Here is a 16,841-nt window from a genome sequence, read left to right on the forward strand (position 1 = left end):
GCCACGGCCGACCGGCAGGACCGCCGCCACGGACGTGGCGGCACGGGCGACGGAGACGGCGGCGGGAACGGCATGGCGGGGGCGGCGGGATGACGGACGCGACACCGGACTTCGCGGAGTTCGTCGCCGCCCGCAGCCCCCGGCTGCTCCGGATGGCCTGGCTGCTGACCGGCGACCCGCACCAGGCCGAGGACCTGCTGCAGACGGCCCTCGCCAAGGTGTGGCCGCGCTGGGAGCAGATCTCCATCGACCGGCCCGAGGCGTACGTCCGCAGGGTGCTGGTGAACGCGCACGTCTCGTGGTGGCGCCGCCGCTGGCACGGGGAGCTGCCGCACGAGCGGCTGCCGGAGCCGCCGACGGCCGAGGACCCGTTCGACGACGTGGTGACGGGCCAGGTGGTGGCGGCCGCCGTCCGGGCGCTGCCGGCCCGGCAACGGGCGGTGGTGGTGCTGCGCTTCTTCGAGGACCTCAGTGTGGAGGACACCGCCGAGGCGCTGGGCTGCAGCACGGGCACCGTCAAGAGCCAGACGCACCGCGCCCTGCAGGCGCTGCGCGGCCGGCTGCCCGCCCGGGAACTGCTCCTGGACGGGGGGCGTCGTGACGGAGCCTGAGTTCCCCGCAGGGGGCGCCCCGGACCGGGAGGCGCCCGGGGACCGCGAGGTGGCGGACGAGCTGCGGGTGCTGCTCCAGCTGGCGGCCCCGCACCTGTCGGCGCCCGAGGACCGGATGGAACGCGTGCTGGCCCGGGCGGCCCGCACCCGGCGCCGCCGCCGCCGGGCCGCCCTCGCGGGCGGGCTGGCCGTCGGCCTGACCGCGGCCGTCCTGGCGGCGGCCCCGGCGCTGGCGCCCGGCCCGGGGGGCCCCGCGCTCCGCCCGGCCGCCTCCGGCCCGGCCGGCGACGCGGTCCCGTCCGGCGGCGCGTCACCGAGCACCCCGCCGGGCGCCGGGGCGGGAGACGGCCCGACGGTCCGCTTCACCCTGCTCGACGACATCGCGGTGGACGTCCCGTTCGGCTGGTACGGCCTGACGGCGCTGGCCGGCAGCGAGCAGTCGGAGCCCCTCGGCTACCTCTCCTCCCAGCAGCTGGCCGGGGCGGCCGACTGCCCGCGCCCGGACAACCTGCAGAGTCCGGTGTGCATCGTCTCGGGCTTGCTCCCCGACGACGGCGTGGTCATCGCGCTCCGGGTGATCCCCGAGCAGAGCGGCGCCGAGAAGCTCCTGGGCCGGCCGCCGGTGCTGGAGGCCGCGCCGACCGACAAGGACTGCGTCCTGCGGGGCGGCACCCAGCAGCTGCGCGGGTTCCGGGCGGTCCTGGTGTCCGGGCGGGCGGAGATGATCCAGCTGACGGCCTGTCTGCGGGCTCCGTCGTCCGGGACCCTCCTGGCGCTGAACCGGACGGTCACCTCGATCCGCGCGGGCGAGAAGGCGCCGTCCGCCTCGCCCGTCCCGGTCACCCGGACGAAGTGATCGCGGGGGCGCGCCCCCGGCCCGGCGCGCCCCCGGTGGCGGCCCGGCCGTAACCCGGGTGGCGGAGCGTCGTTGGACGGGGCATGAAGAAGCGCAGCATGCTCGCCGTCGCCTCGCTCGCCGTCGGCGTCGTGGCCTCCCTGACCGCCCCCAGCGCCCACGCCGCCGTCGCGGAGGGCGCGGGCGACCTGACCGGCCCGCTGCGGAGCGGGCCGCTCGCCTCGGTGCCGGACGCCCTGCCGGGGCAGCTCGGCCAGGCCGGCACCGCGGTCGGCCAGGTCACGGGCGAGGCGCCGGGCCTGGTCGGCCTGCCGGTCTGACGGACGGCGGTCTGACGGACGGCGGTCCGACGCCCGGTCAGCCGAGCGGGGTCCCGAGGTCCTGGGTCCAGTAGGGGCCCCCGGGCCCGCCGGCGATGCCGATGCCGACGTCCTTGAACGCGCAGTCCAGCATGTTCGACTGGTGGATGCCGCCGTCCATCCAGCGGGAGAAGACCACGGCCGGGGCGCCCGGTCCCCGGTCGAGGTTCTCGCCCCACTGCGACCAGCGGTAGCCGGCCGCGGTCAGCCGGGTCTCCGGCCCGCCGCCGTCGGGGGCCACGTGGTCGAAGTAGCCGCGGGCGGCCATGTCCTCGGCGTGCTTCTGGGCGGCGGCGTGCAGCTTCGGGTCGATGCGCAGCGGGCCGCAGCCCCGCCTGGCCCGCTCGGCGTTGACCAGGTCGACCAGCTGGCGTTCCTGGGTGGCCGGTACGGCCGGGGCCGTGCTCGGCCGGGCACTGCTCGGACCCGGGGTCGGGCTGGTGGCCGGGGCGGGCGCCGCGGCTGAGGACGGCGTCGCGCTCGGGCCGGTCGTGGGCGGCCGGGCCTCCGAGGCCGGCGCGGACGATGCGGCGGGTGCGGCGGGCGGCGGTGCCAGGACGCCGGAGGCGGGGACATCGGGGGCGGTGGCCGGACTGGCCGGTCCGGGCCCGGGGGTCCCCGGCCCGGGGTGCTGGGGCCAGACCATCGCGAGGGTCGCCGCGGCGAGCACCGCCGCCGTGCCGCCCGCCAGTACCGTCGTGCGCCGGGCGAGCCCGGCCCGGCCGCCCGGTCCGCCGACCGGGTCCCCGGGCACGGGCGGTGGGCCCGCCGCCGGGCCGGACGCGCTGCCCGAGGCGCCGCCGGACGCACCGGCGGCGCCGGGGGGCCCGCCGGCCGCCGCGCCCGCGGCCTGGAGGGCGAACCCGCCGGGGGCGTCCATCGGCACCGGGACCAGCGCCAGACCGGCCAGCAGCCCCTCGGCCGGGACGAGGTCGCGCGCCAGCCCGTCGCAGGCGGCGCAGCCCCGGATGTGCCGGGCCGTGCGCTTGCGCCAGACCGAGTCCGGCGTGCCGTCCCAGCCGGTCGTCAGCTCCGCGAGTTCCGGGCAGCGCGGGTAGGCGGTGAGCGCGCGGACCACCACCCGGCCCGCCTCCAGCTGCTTCTTCATCCGCTGGACGCGGACGGCGGCGTGCTGCGGCGTCAGGTCGAGCACCTCGGCGAGTTCGGCGCGGGTGAGCTCACCGGCGGCCTCCAGCCACCACAGGGCGAGCAGTTCCCGGTCGTCCGGGTCCAGCCAGCGGGTGGCCTCGGCGACCTCCCGGCGCTGGCCGGAGAGGCCGAGCCGCAGGATGGTCAGGTCCGTGAAGTCCGCGCCCGGGTCGGCCAGCTCCCAGCTCTCGTCCAGGCCGCCGACGGCCGCCTGCTGCTGGCCGGTGGAGCGGCGGCGGACCTGGTTCATGGTGATCGCGACCAGCCAGGACCGGAACGCCTCCGGGTCGCGCAGGCCCCCCAGGCCGTCCAGCGCCCGGATCATGGTCTCCTGGGCGACGTCGTCCACGTCGGCGTGGCCGTTCAGGGCCCGGCCGGCGACGTTGTAGACCAGCGGGAACCAGGCGGCGACCAGCGCCTCGCGCGCCCGCGGGTCGCCCGCCTGGGCCGCGAGCACCAGGGGCGCCCCGGCGCCGCTCTGCACGTCTACGTTCATGGGTCCGCACTCCGTCTTGCTGTCGTCCGTCCGCCGCTGCCTCCTCGGAGACCTCTGGGGAGTGATCAGATAACAACAATTCCCGCTGATTCGGAAAATCGGAGTCCCGCCCCGCCCGCCGCCCGGCGGGCGGGCGGCGGGCGGGGCGGGACTCAGGACGGCCTCAGGACGGCCTCAGGACGGGGCTCAGGACGGGGAGGCGAAGACCTGGGTCCACCAGGGCCCGCCCGAACCCGTCCGCACGCCGACGCCGATCTGCCGGAAGGAACAGTTGAGGATGTTGGCGCGGTGGCCCGGGCTGTTCATCCAGGACTCCATCACCGCCGCCGGGTCCTTCTGACCGCGCGCTATGTTCTCGCCCCAGGTGCTCCAGCGGTAGCCGGCCGCCTCGATGCGCTGGTCGGCGTGGGTGCCCTCGGGGCTGGCGTGGTCGAAGAAGTTGCGCTCGGCCATGTCGTCGCTGTGGACCTGGGCGGCGGTGGCCAGCCGCGAGTCGGCGGTGAGCGGTCCGCAGCCCGCCCGCGCGCGCTCGGCGTTGACCAGGTCCACCACCTGCTGGGCGAAGGAGCCGTTGGCGGAGCCGCCCGGTTTGGCGGTGACGGTCGGCCGCGGGGCGGTCGCCGAGGGCTTGGCGCCGGGCGCCGCCGTGGCGGTGGCGGTGGCCGTGGGCCCGGCCGGCGCGGAGGCGGTCGGGGACTGCGGGCCTGCGGCGTCGCCGGGCGCCGGGCTCGCGGCCGGGTCACGCGGCGCGGTGGAGGCGGTGGAGGCGGCGCCGGGCACCGCGGAGGCGCTGCGGCCCGGGGTGGTGGCCGGGGCCGAGGGCGTCGCGGGGGCGGCGGGGGCGGTACCGGGCGGGGAGCCGGCGCCGGCCGCGCGCGCCTGGTCGGTGACGGCCGGGGCCGGGTCCGGCCCGCTGAGGCCCGCGCCGGGCACCTGGATGCCGTTCAGGTCGCCGGCCTCCGCGTCGATCAGCGGCTCGTGGGCGACGGCCTGCACGCCGGTGTCGCCGCCCTCCTCGCCGCGGTACACCGCGTACCCGGCGCCGGTCAGGGCCGCGATCACGCCCGTCCCGGCGACGGCCACGACCACGGCCGCCACCGGCCCGGCCCCGCCGCGCCGGCGCCGCCGGCCGTGGCCGCGCCGCCGTTGCGCGGCACGGCGCGCGGAGCGCCCGCCGGGGCCGGGATGCCCGGTCGCGGGGAGGATGGTGGTCCGGTCTTCGCTGTTCACCTGCGCACGCTTCCTGTGTTCGGTCCGTCGGGTCCGCCGGAGGGTCCGGCGGACGGGTGCCGACACGTGGGAGACCCGCGGGCGGTGACCGGATAACAGAAAGGTGCGAACTGATTTCCGGACGGGGGCGGCGGGCGGCCGCCCCCGTCCGGCTCAGGCCCCGGCCGGGGGCATGTCGTAGGTGAGGAACCGGGTACGGGTGGCGACCTGGTCGTACTTGCCGCGGGCCCGGTAGTTGTCCTCCGCGGTGATCCAGCGGACGGCGTTCCAGCCGCGCTCGGCGGCGATCTCGCGCAGCCGGGCGAGCAGCAGGTCCACCGCGCCGGTGCCCCGGGCGGCGGGGGCCACGAACAGGTCGTCGAGGAAGCCGGCGACCGCGCCGTGCAGCGGGCGGACGAAGGGCCGGTAGTGGGCCAGCCCGACCGGGGTGCCGTCGGCGTCGCGGACCAGCAGGCCGTCCAGCTCATGGGCCGGGTCGGTGAGCCAGGACCAGACCAGCGCGGCCTTCTCGTCCGGCATCGGCACCCGGTAGAACGCGCCGTAGCCGCGGAACAGCTCGCGCCAGGCGGTGAAGTCGGCCTCGGTGGGCGCACCGACGGTCCAGCCGGCCGGGGCGGCGACGGTGCTGACGGCGGTTTCCGGGGTCATGCGGAACTCCCTCTGCTCGGGTGGCCGGTGGGGCCGGATGCGATGCGTGCCAGCATGACGGCCCGTCATCCGCCGCGCCGATCGACAGCGCGGCCAAGTACCCCACCCTTCCACGCCGATCCGTCGTCCGGAGCGTTCCCGGGAAGCCCGGAGGGGTGGCCCGGCGCGCGCCGGCGGCCCGGATCGCCGATCCTGGACGCCCGGCCCGCCGACGGGCCGCTCCCGAGGAGGCCCGCGATGCTGCTCCGCCGGCTGGCCCTGACCTCGCGCGCCGTGGCGGCCGAGCCCGGCCGCCGGGCGAAGACCGGGCTGCTCGCCGACTGCCTGCGCGAGCTCGGCCCGGACGAGGCACCGGCGGCGGTCGCGCTGCTGTCCGGCGAGTCGCAGCGGCTGCGCACCGGCCTCGGCCCGGCCGCCCTGCGCGACCTGCCGCCGCCCGCCGCCGAACCCCGGCTGGGGGTGCGGGAGACGGAACGGGCGCTGGAGGCGATCGCCGTGGTGCACGGGCCCGGCGCCCGGGCGGAGCGGCGCCGGCTGCTGCACGGCCTGTTCGAGCGGGCCACCGACGCGGAGCAGGCGTTCCTGCGCGCGGTCCTGGCCGGCGACCTGCGCCAGGGCGCGCTGGACGCGGTGGTCGCCGACGCGGTGGCGCAGGCGGCCGGGGTGCCGGCCCCGGCGGTGCGCCGGGCGCTGATGTTCCGCGGCTCCGCCCGGGCGGTCGCCGCGGCCGTGCTGGCCGGCGGGGAGCCGGCACTCGCCGCGTTCCGGCTGGAGGTGGGCCGCCCGGTGCGCCCGATGCTGGCGGCCTCCGCCCCGGAGGTCGGCACCGCGCTGGAGCGGTTCGCCGGGCCGGCGGCCCTGGAGTGGAAGCTGGACGGCATCCGGGTGCAGGTGCACCGCGACGGCCGGGACGTCGGTGTCTTCACCCGGTCGCTGGACGACATCACCGCCCGGGTGCCCGAGGTGGTGGAGGCCGCGCTGGCGCTGCCGGTGCGGTCGGCGGTGCTGGACGGCGAGGCGATCGCGTTCGGGCCGGACGGCCGGCCGCGGCCGTTCCAGGAGACCGCCGCCCGCACCGCGGCGCGCCGCGACCCGCAGCGGCTGCGGGCCGAGGTCCCGCTGAGCGTGTACGTCTTCGACCTGCTGCACCGGGACGGCGAGGACCTGGTCGACCGTCCCGGGCGGGAGCGCTGGGCCGCGCTGGACGGGGCCGTCCCGGCCGGGCTGCGGGTGGCGCACACCGAGACCGGGGACCACGACGAGGCTCTGGCGTTCTTCGAGGACGCCCTCGCGCACGGCCACGAGGGGGTGCTGGTGAAGGACCCGGGGGCCGGCTACCAGGCCGGGCGGCGCGGCGCCGGCTGGGTCAAGGTCAAGCCCCGGCACACCCTGGACCTGGTGGTGCTGGCCGCCGAGTGGGGCAGCGGGCGGCGGCGCGGCTTCCTCAGCAATCTGCACCTGGGGGCGCGGGCGGGCGGCGAGGCGGGGCTCGGCCCGTGGGTGATGCTCGGCAAGACCTTCAAGGGGCTCACCGACGCGACGCTCGCCTGGCAGACCGCGGCGCTGCTGGAGCGCGAGGTGGAGCGGGACGCCTGGACCGTGCGGGTGCGGCCCGAGCTGGTCGTGGAGGTGGCCTTCGACGGGGTCCAGCGCAGCCCGCGCTATCCGGCGGGGCTGGCGCTGCGGTTCGCCCGGGTGGTGCGCTACCGGCCCGACAAGAGCGCGTCGGAGGCGGACACCGTCGCCGCCGTCCGGGGGATCGCCGCCGCGGAGGGGCTCGGCTGAGCTCCGGGCCGCACGGGCCGCACGGGCCGCGCCGGAATGCTCCGGACAATTCAGCTGACGGACAATCAAACTCCGTTTTTCGCAAAGTCGTTCACGAGCATACCCAAATCGGCCATTCTCTGCTGGTTGGCCGTCCACTCTTCGTGTGCGACGGGAAGCGGGGATAGCTTGGCCGGGACAGCGGAGGGCGGCCCGGCCCCGGCGGGACCGACCGGTGCCCCACCACGGAGAGGTGTCCGACATGCAGGTGAAGGTCGAGCGGGACCGCTGCTGCAGCTCCGGCCAGTGCGTCATGACGGCGCCCGGGGTCTTCGAGCAGGACGAGCGGGACGGCCTGGTGACCGTGCGCCGGCCGGCCGTCCCCGCCGCGCTGTCCGAGGACGTGCGGCTCGCCGCCGACCTCTGCCCGGGCGGCGCGATCGCCGTCACCGAGGACGACGCTCCCGGCACCACCGTCTGACCCGACCGCCCGGGGGCTCGCCACCTGCCCTCCCGCCGTCTCCCACCGCCTGCCACGGACCTCACCCGTCACGCGAGGAGACCACCTTGAGCATGTCCACCGTCCCCGTCACCCCGATCCCGGCCCGGCGCGACACGGCCTGTCCGTTCGCGCCGCCGCCCGCGTACACCGAAGCCGCCGGCACCGGCCCGGTCAGCCGCGCGGAACTGCCCGACGGCAGCCCCTGCTGGCTGGTGACCGGCTACCAGGAGGTCCGCACGGTGCTCTCGGACCGCCGGTTCAGCGCCGACGCCCGGCGGCCCGCCTTCCCGTTCCTCACCGAGGGACGGCGCGAGCTCATCGCCGCCAACCCCTCGTTCCTGCGCCTGGACGACCCCGAGCACGCCCGGCTGCGCCGCATGGTCACCGGGGAGTTCCTGGTCAAGCGGGTGGAGGGGATGCGCCCCGGCATCCAGCGGATCGTGGACGAGGCGCTCGACCGGATGACGGCCGGGGGCGGCCCGGCCGACCTGGTCGCCGGCTTCGCGCTGCCGGTGCCCTCGCTGGTGATCTGCCTGCTGCTCGGCGTCCCCTACGAGGACCGCGAGGCGTTCCAGGCGAACAGCCGGCTGCTGCTCGCCACCGAGGCCGCCGGCGAGGACTTCGCGCGGGCCCAGAAGGAAATGCTCGGCTACCTCGCCGGGCTCGCCGAACGCAAGCGGTCCGAGCCCGGGGAGGACATCCTGAGCCGGCTGGCGGCGCGCGACGACCTCACCGTGCGGGAGATCGCCGCGACCGGGGTGCTGCTGCTGGTCGCCGGGCACGAGACCACCGCCAACATGATCGCGCTCTCCACCGCGCTGCTGCTGCGCCACCCCGGGCAGGCCGCCCGGCTCAGCGACCCGGCGGCGGTGCCCGGGGCGGTGGAGGAGTTGCTGCGGCTGCTCACCATCGTCCACACCGGGGTGCCGCGGCAGGCGGTGGAGGACGTCGAACTCGGCGGCACCCTGATCCGCGCCGGGGACGGCGTGATGGCGATGCTGTCGACGGCCAACCGGGACGACCGGCTGTTCGGCGCCGAGGGCCACCCGGGCGCCGACGAGGTCGACCTCGCCCGGGATGCGCGCCGGCACGTCGCCTTCGGCTTCGGGGTGCACCAGTGCCTGGGCCAGCCGCTGGCCCGGGCCGAGCTGCAGATCGCGCTGGCCACCCTGTTCCGGCGGCTACCGGGGCTGCGGCTCGCGGTCCCGCAGGAGGCCCTGGAGTTCCGTGCCGATGCGCTGGTCTACGGGCTGAAGGCGCTGCCGGTCGCCTGGTGAACGGCCCGGCCGACCGGGTGGTCCGGGGGCGCCGGATACGCCCGGTTGGCCGTCTCCGGGGTGCGGAGGCAGGCTTGAGGGGCGAGACAGACCGGCCGAGGAGAGAGAGCCCGCGATGACCGACATGAGCGCACGCTCCGAGGTGAGCACCGACCGGGACGAGGACGTCCGCGCGGCCGACCCCGAGGAGGGCATCACCTCGCTGCAGAACCAGCACGCACAGGACACCTCGCAGGCGGAGGGCGAGCCTCGGGAGGAACCGGGGGCGGGCGGCTGACCCGCTTGGGCACCGCTTCGACCACGCCGACGAACGAGTTGCCACAAGGCCGCCCGATCCCGAGGGCGGCCTTCGCGACCGCCGGTGTCGCTGCCCGGGCGGCGACGGACCGGCGGGGGAGGATGGGCGCATGACCGAACAGCAGCAGGGCACGGCAGGGCAGGTACCGGGCCCGGCGGGCGGGACGGCGGGACGGGCGGAGCCCCCGCTCGACCCCAGGGCCTCGTGGGCCACCTGGACCACCCAGTCGATCATCAGCGGGCCGGGCGGGGTGACCACCGTCGAGGTCGGCCCGATCTCGGGCGACCTCACCGTGCACACCACCTGGGCCGACGGCGAGGCGCGGCTCACCGTGCAGTACACCGGGGCACTGGACTGGTACTCGGTGGCGGGCAGCCCCGTCCCGGCGGCCGACGAGACCACCGCCCGGGCCGTCCACCAGGCGATGGTGAACGCCGTGAAGACGGGTCGGGGCGCCGGGGCCCCGCAGACACCGGCGGGCTGACCCGGCGCCGCGTCGCCGCCGCAGGCCGACCGGCCGGTCCCCGGACGGGGGCCGGCCGGTCCGCGTCGCGCCCGCGGGCGGCGGTCAGTCGCCGCCCCGGGGGCCCTCGGCGGGCGCGGCGGCCGCCCAGTACCCGGGGTCCGCGGGAGGCAGCCGGCGCAGCGAATCGCGGACCTCGCGGGCCACCTTGCGGGTGTCGCGCAGATTGATCGTGGCGCCGATGCCCGCGCCGACCAGCAGCGGGGTCAGCGACGGCAGGCGGCGCAGCGAGCTGCGGGTGAGCCGGCGGCGCACCTGCTGGCGCACCTCGCTGCCGAGCGCCATCGCGGCCAGGCCGGCCGGCTTGGCGAGCAGGGTGGGGTCGATGCCGCGCCGGTTGGCCCAGGCGCCGACGTACGCGCCGGCCTTCTGGGTCGCGGTGCCCCGGACGGGCAGGCCGTAGACCTCGTGCAGCTCGGCGATCAGCTTGATCTCGACGGCGGCGACGGCGATCGTCTCGGCGGCGATCTCGACCGGCATCGCGGGCGGCACCGGGAGCATCGCGGCGGCGCCCACGCCGGCGCCGAGCGCGCTGGAGGCCCGGCTCGCGCCGGTGACCAGCAGGTCGGCGAGCTTCTCCGGATCGGCGGCGCCGGGGTGCTGGGCGCGCAGGGTGGCGAGGGTGCGCACCGGGATGCGCGGGGCGGTCTGCAGCAGCTGCTCGGTGAGGGCCCGGCCGCCGACCACGGCGCCCTTGGCGGCGGCCCGGCCCCCGGTGCCGAGCCGCCGGGCGATCGCGGTGACCAGCCGGGCACCGCGCCGCCGGCCGCGCTCGGTCTCCGCCCGGTACTCGGCGAGCTCGCCGGGGCCGCCCTCGGCGGGTTCGCCGGGTTCGAGTTCCTCGACCAGGCCGGCCAGCTCGTCGGCGACGCGGTCCGCGGTGGGCTCGGGCTGCCCGGGGCGTCCCGGTTTCCTGAAGATTGCCATGGTGTGGCCGTACCCGGCGCGGCGGTGTGACACGCCCCGGCGGGTGTCGCGGTCCTGCGACAGGACGACGACGGCCGTGTCCCGGCGGCCCGGCGGGTCAGTCGGTGATCTCCACGCCCCGCCAGAACGCCACCCGCCCGCGGACGTGCTCCGCCGCGGGGTCGGGGTCCGCGTAGTACCAGGCGGCGTCCGGATTGGTCGCGCCGTCGACGTGCAGCGAGTAGTACTCCGCGGTGCCCTTCCACCCGCAGAAGGTGGTGGTGTCGGACGGGCGCAGGTACTCGGTGCGCACGGAGTCGGCCGGAAAGTAGTGGTTGCCCTCGACGACGACGGTGTCCTCGCTCTCGGCGACGACGATGCCCTGCCAGCGTGCTGTGGTCATGGCGCGAGTGTGCCCCACGGGCGCGGTGCTGTCAGCAGGGCGTCAGGGCAGCGGCTGGGCGTGGACCGGGCAGTGCGGGGTCTGGTGGCCGCCGCTGGCGAGCATCCTGACCTCCCCCGCGTCGCTGATCTCGGCCCGGACGATACCGCTGGCGTCCTCGTACACCGGGTGCCCGCCGGGCCCGGTGGCGCTGGTGCGCGCGACCACGACCACGTCCTGCGGGGCCTGGGTTCCGGGGGTGCCCGGGAAGGTGAGTGCGTAGCGGGTGACGGAGCTCATCACCGACCTCCTGCTCCCTGTGTGCCCCCGGGGCGGTGCGCCCCTTGGACAGTGCGGCCCCCCTGGACCCTAGACGGCGGCCCGGGCCGTACGGGCGGGGGCCCCGCGGACCTCCAGCTCGGCGAGCAGGCTCGCGGTGGCCTCCGTGACGGCGTCCACGGCCCGGTCGAAGGCCTCGCGGTTGTGCGCGGCCGGGGCCCGGAAGCCGGAGACCTTGCGCACGTACTGGAGGGCGGCCGCGCGGTAGTCCTCCTCCGTGGCGTCGGGCGTCACGGGCGGTCTCAGCGTCTTGATACTGCGGCACATGACCCCAGTCTCCCGCGCGGACGCCCGGGTGGCGACTCCCGTCCGTCACCGGACCGCCGTGCGCACCGCACGGGCGCGTCATCCGGCGCGGTCCCGGGTGCCCGGGACCGCGCCGGCCCCGGAGGCGGGCGGGCGGGTCACCGCGGGCGCAGCTCCCGGTGGCCGTCGGCGAGCAGCAGGTAGCCCTCCGCGTTGAACGTGATGCCGGCCCGTTCCTCCTCGGTCAGCTCGCGGCGGACCTTGGCCGGCACCCCGGCGACCAGCGAACCGGGCGGGACCACCATGCCCTGCGGCACCACCGCCCCCGCCGCGACCAGGGAGCCCGCGCCGATCCGGGCGCCGTTGAGCACCGTGGCGTTCATCCCGACCAGCACGTCGTCCTCGACCAGGCAGCCGTGCAGCACCGCGTTGTGGCCGACCGAGACCCGTTCCCCCACCACCAGCGGGAAGCCGAGGTCGGCGTGCAGGGTGCAGTTGTCCTGGACGTTGCTGTCCGCGCCGACCGTGATCGTCTCGGCGTCGCCGCGCAGCACCGCGCCGTACCAGACGCTCGCCCCGGCGCCGACCGTCACGCTGCCCACCACCACCGCGTTGGGCGCGACGAAGGCGCCCGGGTCGACGGCGGGCACCCGGCCCCCGACTTCGGCGATCAGCGGCTCTGCCATCCCTGGTCCTCCTCGTGACGACGGCCCGTCGATGCGGGCCATGATGGCATCCCCGCGACGCCGGTCCGGGGCCGGGTGGCCCCGGGGTCAGCCGGTGCAGGTCGCAGCGCTCTGGAGCTTCTCGTAGGCCTCCCTGGTGGCCGGCGGGGTCGAGAGGCCCTGGGCGTTCATCGAGACCGCGAGCTGCCGGCGCAGGTCGGCGGTGGTGTAGAGGACCGTGTTGTAGCCGGGGATGCCGCCGGTGTGGCCCCAGAGCACGCCGCAGTCGGTGGTCGCCCGCTCCAGGCCGAGGCCGTAGCGGCCCTCGCTCTGCGGGCTGGCCGTCATCATCTCCGCGAGCTGGGGGCGGGGCAGCAGCCGGCCGCCGATCAGGGCCGCGACGAAGGTGTTGAGGTCGGCGGTGGTGGAGATCCCGGCGCCGGAGGAGCCCGCCATGCTCGGGTCCAGCTCGGTGACGTCGGCCGGGCCGGTGGGCAGGTCGAAGTAGCCGTGCGCGTGCGGGCCGGGGACGGCCGTCTCGTGGTCGGGCATGAAGGTGCCGGTCAGGTGCAGCGGGCGGATGACGCGGCGCTCCACCTCCTGCTGCCAGCTGCGGCCGGTGGCCCGCTCGATGATCTGTCCGACCAGGACGTAGTTGGTGTTGGAGTAGTGGAAGCCCTGGCCGGGCGCGAAGTACGGCGGGTGGGCGGTGGCCAGCGCGACGAGCTGCTGCGGCGTCCAGCGGGTGTAGCGGCCGGATTCCAGCCACCGCTCGATGTAGCCGGGCTGCTCGACGTCGAAGGCGGTGTCCTCGGTGTAGTTGAACACCCCGCTGGTGTGGCCGAGCAGCTGGCGCAGGGTGATGCCCGCGCCGTTCGGCACCGCGCCCGGCAGCAGGCGCTCCACCGGGTCCTCCAGGCCGATCCGCCCCTCGGCGACCAGCTGGAGGGCGACGGTGGCGACGAAGGTCTTGGTCACGCTGCCGATCCGGAAGCGGCCGTCCGGGGAGGCCGGGGCACCGGTGGTGCGGTCGGCGACGCCGGAGGCGCCCTTCCACAGCGTGCGGCCGTGGTCGCCGACCCGGGCCAGCGAGGCGGAGGTTCCGCCGGAGTCGACCATGCCGCTCAGTGCGGCGTTCAGGGCCCTGGTGTCGACGCCCTTCCGGGGGCCCCGCCCGGCGGCGTCCGGGGCCGCCTCGTCCTGGGCGCCGGTCACCGTCACCGCCCCGGCCGGTCGCGCGGTGCCGAGGGCGCCGGCCGCCGGGGCCGTCACGCCCACCAGGCCCGCTCCCGCGAGCGCGAGCGCCACCAGGCGCGCGCCCGGGCGGCGCCGCCGGCGCCCCGTTCCGCCGCGGCCGGTCCGGTCCGCCGCCCCGTCCCCGTGTTCTCCCATGCCCATGCGTCCTCCTGTGTCCGTGCCGGCAGGTGCCGACAACACCAGTGCTGTTCTCGGCACTTGACACTCTGACAGGCAGCGGACGGGAGGTCGTCCGCCTCTGGCCCGAGCCTCGTCCGGCGGGTCGCTCCCCCGCAGGGAGGGGCCGCCCCCGAGCTCTCCTCAGGGGCCGTCCCCTAGGGTCCGGTGCGGGTCCCGGGGTGGCCCCGGCGCGCGGCGGTCAGCCGACCGGGGCCTTCACCCGCAGGACCTCGATGAACGCCCGCAGCCACGCCGGGTGGTCGGGCCAGGCGCGGGCCGAGACCACCACCCCGTCCACCACCGCCTCGCCGTCCACGTAGGTCGCGCCCGCCGCCCGCACGTCCGGCTCCAGGGCCGGGTAGGCGGCGCTCGTCCGCCCGGCGAGCACCCCGGCGGCGGCGGGCACCAGCGGGCCGTGGCAGATCTGGGCGACCGGCTTGCCGGCCTCGTAGAAGTGCCGGACGATCCGCTGCACCTCGGGGTCGTTGCGCAGGTACTCGGGGGCCCGCCCGCCCGGGATCACCAGGGCCACGTAGCCGGCCGGATCGACCTCGGCGAACGCCAGGTCGGCGGGCCAGGTGTAGCCCGGCTTCTCGGTGTAGGTGTCGAACCCCTCGACGAAGTCGTGCACCACGAACTGGAGCCGCTTCCTCTCCGGCGCCGCGATGTCGACCCGGTAGCCCTCCTCGCGCAGCCGCTGGTACGGGTAGAACACCTCCAGGGACTCCGCGGCGTCCCCGGTGACGAGCAGGATCTTCGATGCCATCGCCGACATCCCTCCGAAGTGATCGGTCGTCGAACACGGTGCGGGCCCGGGCCGGAGAGCTCCGCTCCGGGGCCCGGACCAACCTCCCGCACCCGGTGCCCCCACGCAACGGGGCGCACCGTCCGCCCAGGGTGCACGCCCCAGGGCGCGCGCCCCCGCAGGCCGGCCGGGAACGGGAAACCCGGGTGCGGCGGTCCGGGCGGCTCTGGGACCATGCCGGAATGTCCCAGCGTCTCGAATCCCTGGTCGTCCGGCACACCTTCCGCCTGCCCGCCCCCGACGGTCCGGCCGGGAACGGCGCGGCCGCGGCGCGGCAGTTCGACACCGCGCTGATGTCCGCGGGCTTCAAGCTCTCGGCCGGGTCGCTGGAGCGGCTGTCGGGGCTGAGCGCGCGGACCGTCCACGACACGGCCGTGCGCACCCTGGCCACCGTGCGCGAGCTGGCCGGCGACCACGTCCGGCACAACGCCTACTTCATCGACTTCCCGGCCGGTGTGCCGGACACCGTCGACTTCTGGGTGCGCTGCCTCGGCGAGGCACTGGCCGACGACGACACCCGCGAGCACACCCTCGCCCGGCTCGACGCCGGTCCGGTCGACCTGCTGGCGCTGCCCCGCTACGGCCGCTACCAGCACACCTACGCCGAACTGCTCGCCGCCCACGACGAGCTGGTCGCCGCCGCCGGCGACCGGCTGACCGTCCTGCACTCCGGCGGCGCGCTGGAGGACGAGCTCACCGCCCTGTACCTGGCGCTGGCGGGCAGCACCACCCCGCTGGGCGAGGAGGCCCTGCGCGACCTCGGCGAGCTCGCCGGGCACTGCGTCCACGGGCCGCAGCCCCCGGCGATCCCGGTCCGGGAGAACCGCGCCGTCGTCAACCGGGCCCGCCTCGACGCCGGGGCGGACCTCCTGCTGGACACCGTCACCGACGTGCTGCGCCTGGCCTGTGCCCTGTCGGACGGCGACGTCACGCTCGCGCAGCCGACCCGGTTCCGCCCGTTCTCCCGGCCGGTGCGCCGGGCACTGATCGCCGGCCTGGACGCGGTGGTCGCCGCCGCCCCCGCCAAGCTCGGCGACGTCGGCGCGCACCGCGAGATGTTCAAGCGCCTCGGCGAGCGGCTCCACCCGCACGAGTACCCGGGCCGGCCGCACGCCGCCGCGGTGTTCGCGGTCGCCCGGGGCGAGCGGCAGGCCCGGTCCTTCGACAGCCGCGTCGAGGAGGCGCTCGGCGCGGGGGACGTCGCGGCGGCGGTGCGGCTGCTGTCCGCCGCCCCGGGCAGGCTGTTCCGCGCGCTCGACCGCCTGCTGCGCGCCTGCGCCACCGAGGAGCAGCGCGGGACCGTGGTGGCCGCCGCCGAGGCGGCGGCCGGTCAGGTGTCCGGCCGCCTGCTGCTGTCGGTCCGCGAGCACCTGCAGAACCGCCGCACCGACGGCAGCGGCGGGCGCCGGGTCTTCGTCAACCGGACCGGGCGCGGCCGGGTCGTCGCCGACGTCCGCCCGCCGCTGCCGCCCGCCGGGCACGGGCGGCTGATCGCCGCGCTGGACGCCGAGGTGCGCCGGCGCCTCCCGGACCCGGGGCACCTGCTGGTCGACCCGGCCGTCCTCGACGTCGCCCTGCCGCTCAGCGGCAACGCCACGTCCGCGGGCCTGGGCGTGCTGCCCCGCGGCTCGCTCAGCCCGGTCGACGGCGAGCTGCTGCGCTTCTTCGTGTACTGGAAGCAGCGCGAGCGGCGCACCGACCTCGACCTGTCGGCCCTGCTGCTGGACGCGTCCTACGAGACCGTCTCCTGGCTCTCGTACACCTCGCTCACGGAGATCGGCGGCGAGCACTCGGGGGACGTCACCGACGCGCCCGACGGCGCTTCGGAGTTCATCAACCTGCGGCTGGACGCGGTGCGGGCCGCGTTCGTCGTCCCGCAGGTCGACGTCTACTGGGGCGAGGGCTTCGAGGAGGTCGAGGAGTCGTTCTTCGGCTTCATGCTGCGCGACGGCGAGCAGGCGGGGCGGCCCTTCGAGCCGCGCACCGTACGGATGAAGTCGGAGCTGCGCGGTCCGGGGCGGGTGGCCCTGCCGCTGGCGTTCCTGCGGGGGGAGGACGGCCGCTGGCGCGCCAAGTGGCTGCACCTGCACCTGGCCGGCAGGCCCGCCGCCAACCGGGTGGAGGAGAACCGGGTGTCGGTCGCGGCACTGCTGCGCGGGGTCGTCGAGCGCGACTACCTCACCGTCCGCCACCTCACCGACCTGATGCGGCACCGGGCCGCGACCGTCACCCTGTGGGACGGCGTGGAGCTCCCCGCCGGGCCGGTGACCTACATCGGCCTGGAGCGGCCGGAGGGACTGCACCCGGACTCCCGGGTCGTCACCCCCGGAAATCTGCGCGACCTGATTCCCGTCTGACTGGTAGCGTGA

The 16,841-nt window shown here is 76.9% G+C and carries 19 protein-coding genes; 9 read left to right on the forward strand and 10 right to left on the reverse strand.

Annotated features, from left to right (window positions below; genetic code table 11):
- Positions 1 to 89 precede the first annotated feature (89 nt).
- From ACF1AK_RS30190 to ACF1AK_RS30200, 3 genes are all read left to right on the forward strand, one after another.
- On the forward strand, positions 90 to 611 hold the full coding sequence (locus ACF1AK_RS30190; RefSeq protein ID WP_391502019.1) for a SigE family RNA polymerase sigma factor: 522 nt from the start codon (positions 90 to 92) through the stop codon (positions 609 to 611).
- Entirely contained in the window at positions 598 to 1,467 is an 870-nt protein-coding gene (locus tag ACF1AK_RS30195; RefSeq protein WP_391502020.1) for a hypothetical protein, read from the forward strand. The genes ACF1AK_RS30190 and ACF1AK_RS30195 overlap by 14 nt, the downstream gene beginning before the upstream one ends.
- 83 nt (positions 1,468 to 1,550) lie before the next feature.
- Positions 1,551 to 1,787: a hypothetical protein gene (locus tag ACF1AK_RS30200; RefSeq protein WP_391502021.1), complete on the forward strand. Its 237-nt coding sequence runs from the start codon at positions 1,551 to 1,553 to the stop codon at positions 1,785 to 1,787.
- Positions 1,788 to 1,824: 37 nt separating this feature from the next.
- Here the strand turns inward: ACF1AK_RS30200 and ACF1AK_RS30205 are convergent, their stop codons facing one another.
- The 3 genes from ACF1AK_RS30205 to ACF1AK_RS30215 all read right to left on the reverse strand — a co-directional run bounded on the left by ACF1AK_RS30205 (position 1,825) and on the right by ACF1AK_RS30215 (position 5,349).
- A complete protein-coding gene (locus ACF1AK_RS30205; protein WP_391502022.1) occupies positions 1,825 to 3,471 on the reverse strand; it encodes a sigma-70 family RNA polymerase sigma factor in 1,647 nt (548 codons plus the stop codon).
- A 186-nt stretch (positions 3,472 to 3,657) separates the two neighbouring features.
- Positions 3,658 to 4,701 (reverse strand): CAP domain-containing protein, encoded by a 1,044-nt coding sequence (locus tag ACF1AK_RS30210; protein WP_391502023.1) that lies wholly within the window; start codon positions 4,699 to 4,701, stop codon positions 3,658 to 3,660.
- Between the two features lie 153 nt (positions 4,702 to 4,854).
- Positions 4,855 to 5,349, reverse strand: a complete 495-nt coding sequence (locus ACF1AK_RS30215; protein WP_391502024.1) for a GNAT family N-acetyltransferase — start codon at positions 5,347 to 5,349, stop codon at positions 4,855 to 4,857.
- 237 nt (positions 5,350 to 5,586) lie between these two features.
- Here ACF1AK_RS30215 and ACF1AK_RS30220 point away from each other — a divergent pair, with 237 nt between their 5' ends.
- The 5 genes from ACF1AK_RS30220 to ACF1AK_RS30240 all read left to right on the forward strand — a co-directional run bounded on the left by ACF1AK_RS30220 (position 5,587) and on the right by ACF1AK_RS30240 (position 9,674).
- Positions 5,587 to 7,134 carry an ATP-dependent DNA ligase gene (locus ACF1AK_RS30220; protein WP_391502025.1) on the forward strand — a complete coding sequence of 516 codons (1,548 nt, stop codon included), beginning with the start codon at positions 5,587 to 5,589 and terminating at the stop codon, positions 7,132 to 7,134.
- A 241-nt stretch (positions 7,135 to 7,375) separates the two neighbouring features.
- On the forward strand, positions 7,376 to 7,594 hold the full coding sequence (locus ACF1AK_RS30225; RefSeq protein ID WP_391502066.1) for a ferredoxin: 219 nt from the start codon (positions 7,376 to 7,378) through the stop codon (positions 7,592 to 7,594).
- Positions 7,595 to 7,686: 92 nt separating this feature from the next.
- Positions 7,687 to 8,892 (forward strand): cytochrome P450, encoded by a 1,206-nt coding sequence (locus ACF1AK_RS30230; protein ID WP_391502067.1) that lies wholly within the window; start codon positions 7,687 to 7,689, stop codon positions 8,890 to 8,892.
- 115 nt (positions 8,893 to 9,007) lie between these two features.
- Positions 9,008 to 9,169 carry a hypothetical protein gene (locus ACF1AK_RS30235; protein WP_391502026.1) on the forward strand — a complete coding sequence of 54 codons (162 nt, stop codon included), beginning with the start codon at positions 9,008 to 9,010 and terminating at the stop codon, positions 9,167 to 9,169.
- Positions 9,170 to 9,419: 250 nt separating this feature from the next.
- Positions 9,420 to 9,674 (forward strand): hypothetical protein, encoded by a 255-nt coding sequence (locus tag ACF1AK_RS30240; protein ID WP_391502068.1) that lies wholly within the window; start codon positions 9,420 to 9,422, stop codon positions 9,672 to 9,674.
- 84 nt (positions 9,675 to 9,758) lie between these two features.
- Here the strand turns inward: ACF1AK_RS30240 and ACF1AK_RS30245 are convergent, their stop codons facing one another.
- The 7 genes from ACF1AK_RS30245 to ACF1AK_RS30275 all read right to left on the reverse strand — a co-directional run bounded on the left by ACF1AK_RS30245 (position 9,759) and on the right by ACF1AK_RS30275 (position 14,433).
- The gene (locus ACF1AK_RS30245; RefSeq protein WP_391502027.1) at positions 9,759 to 10,640 is read right to left on the reverse strand and encodes a hypothetical protein; all 882 of its coding nucleotides are present in this window, start codon (positions 10,638 to 10,640) and stop codon (positions 9,759 to 9,761) included.
- Between the two features lie 97 nt (positions 10,641 to 10,737).
- A complete protein-coding gene (locus ACF1AK_RS30250) occupies positions 10,738 to 11,022 on the reverse strand; it encodes a DUF427 domain-containing protein (protein ID WP_391502028.1) in 285 nt (94 codons plus the stop codon).
- Between the two features lie 42 nt (positions 11,023 to 11,064).
- The gene (locus ACF1AK_RS30255; protein ID WP_380294296.1) at positions 11,065 to 11,301 is read right to left on the reverse strand and encodes a DUF6296 family protein; all 237 of its coding nucleotides are present in this window, start codon (positions 11,299 to 11,301) and stop codon (positions 11,065 to 11,067) included.
- Positions 11,302 to 11,370: 69 nt separating this feature from the next.
- Complete coding sequence (locus tag ACF1AK_RS30260; RefSeq protein ID WP_391502029.1) at positions 11,371 to 11,607, reverse strand: DUF2277 domain-containing protein; 237 nt, start codon at positions 11,605 to 11,607, stop codon at positions 11,371 to 11,373.
- Between the two features lie 137 nt (positions 11,608 to 11,744).
- Positions 11,745 to 12,272, reverse strand: a complete 528-nt coding sequence (locus ACF1AK_RS30265; protein ID WP_391502030.1) for a gamma carbonic anhydrase family protein — start codon at positions 12,270 to 12,272, stop codon at positions 11,745 to 11,747.
- Between the two features lie 87 nt (positions 12,273 to 12,359).
- The gene (locus ACF1AK_RS30270) at positions 12,360 to 13,649 is read right to left on the reverse strand and encodes a serine hydrolase domain-containing protein (RefSeq protein WP_391502031.1); all 1,290 of its coding nucleotides are present in this window, start codon (positions 13,647 to 13,649) and stop codon (positions 12,360 to 12,362) included.
- A gap of 217 nt (positions 13,650 to 13,866) precedes the next feature.
- Positions 13,867 to 14,433, reverse strand: coding sequence for a DJ-1/PfpI family protein (locus ACF1AK_RS30275; protein ID WP_391502032.1), 567 nt, complete (start codon positions 14,431 to 14,433; stop codon positions 13,867 to 13,869).
- A gap of 221 nt (positions 14,434 to 14,654) precedes the next feature.
- Between ACF1AK_RS30275 and ACF1AK_RS30280 the strand changes: the two genes are divergently transcribed.
- A complete protein-coding gene (locus tag ACF1AK_RS30280; protein ID WP_391502033.1) occupies positions 14,655 to 16,829 on the forward strand; it encodes a hypothetical protein in 2,175 nt (724 codons plus the stop codon).
- Positions 16,830 to 16,841 lie beyond the last annotated feature (12 nt).

Source organism: Kitasatospora sp. NPDC015120 (assembly GCF_043080305.1).
Lineage (GTDB): Bacteria > Actinomycetota > Actinomycetes > Streptomycetales > Streptomycetaceae > Kitasatospora.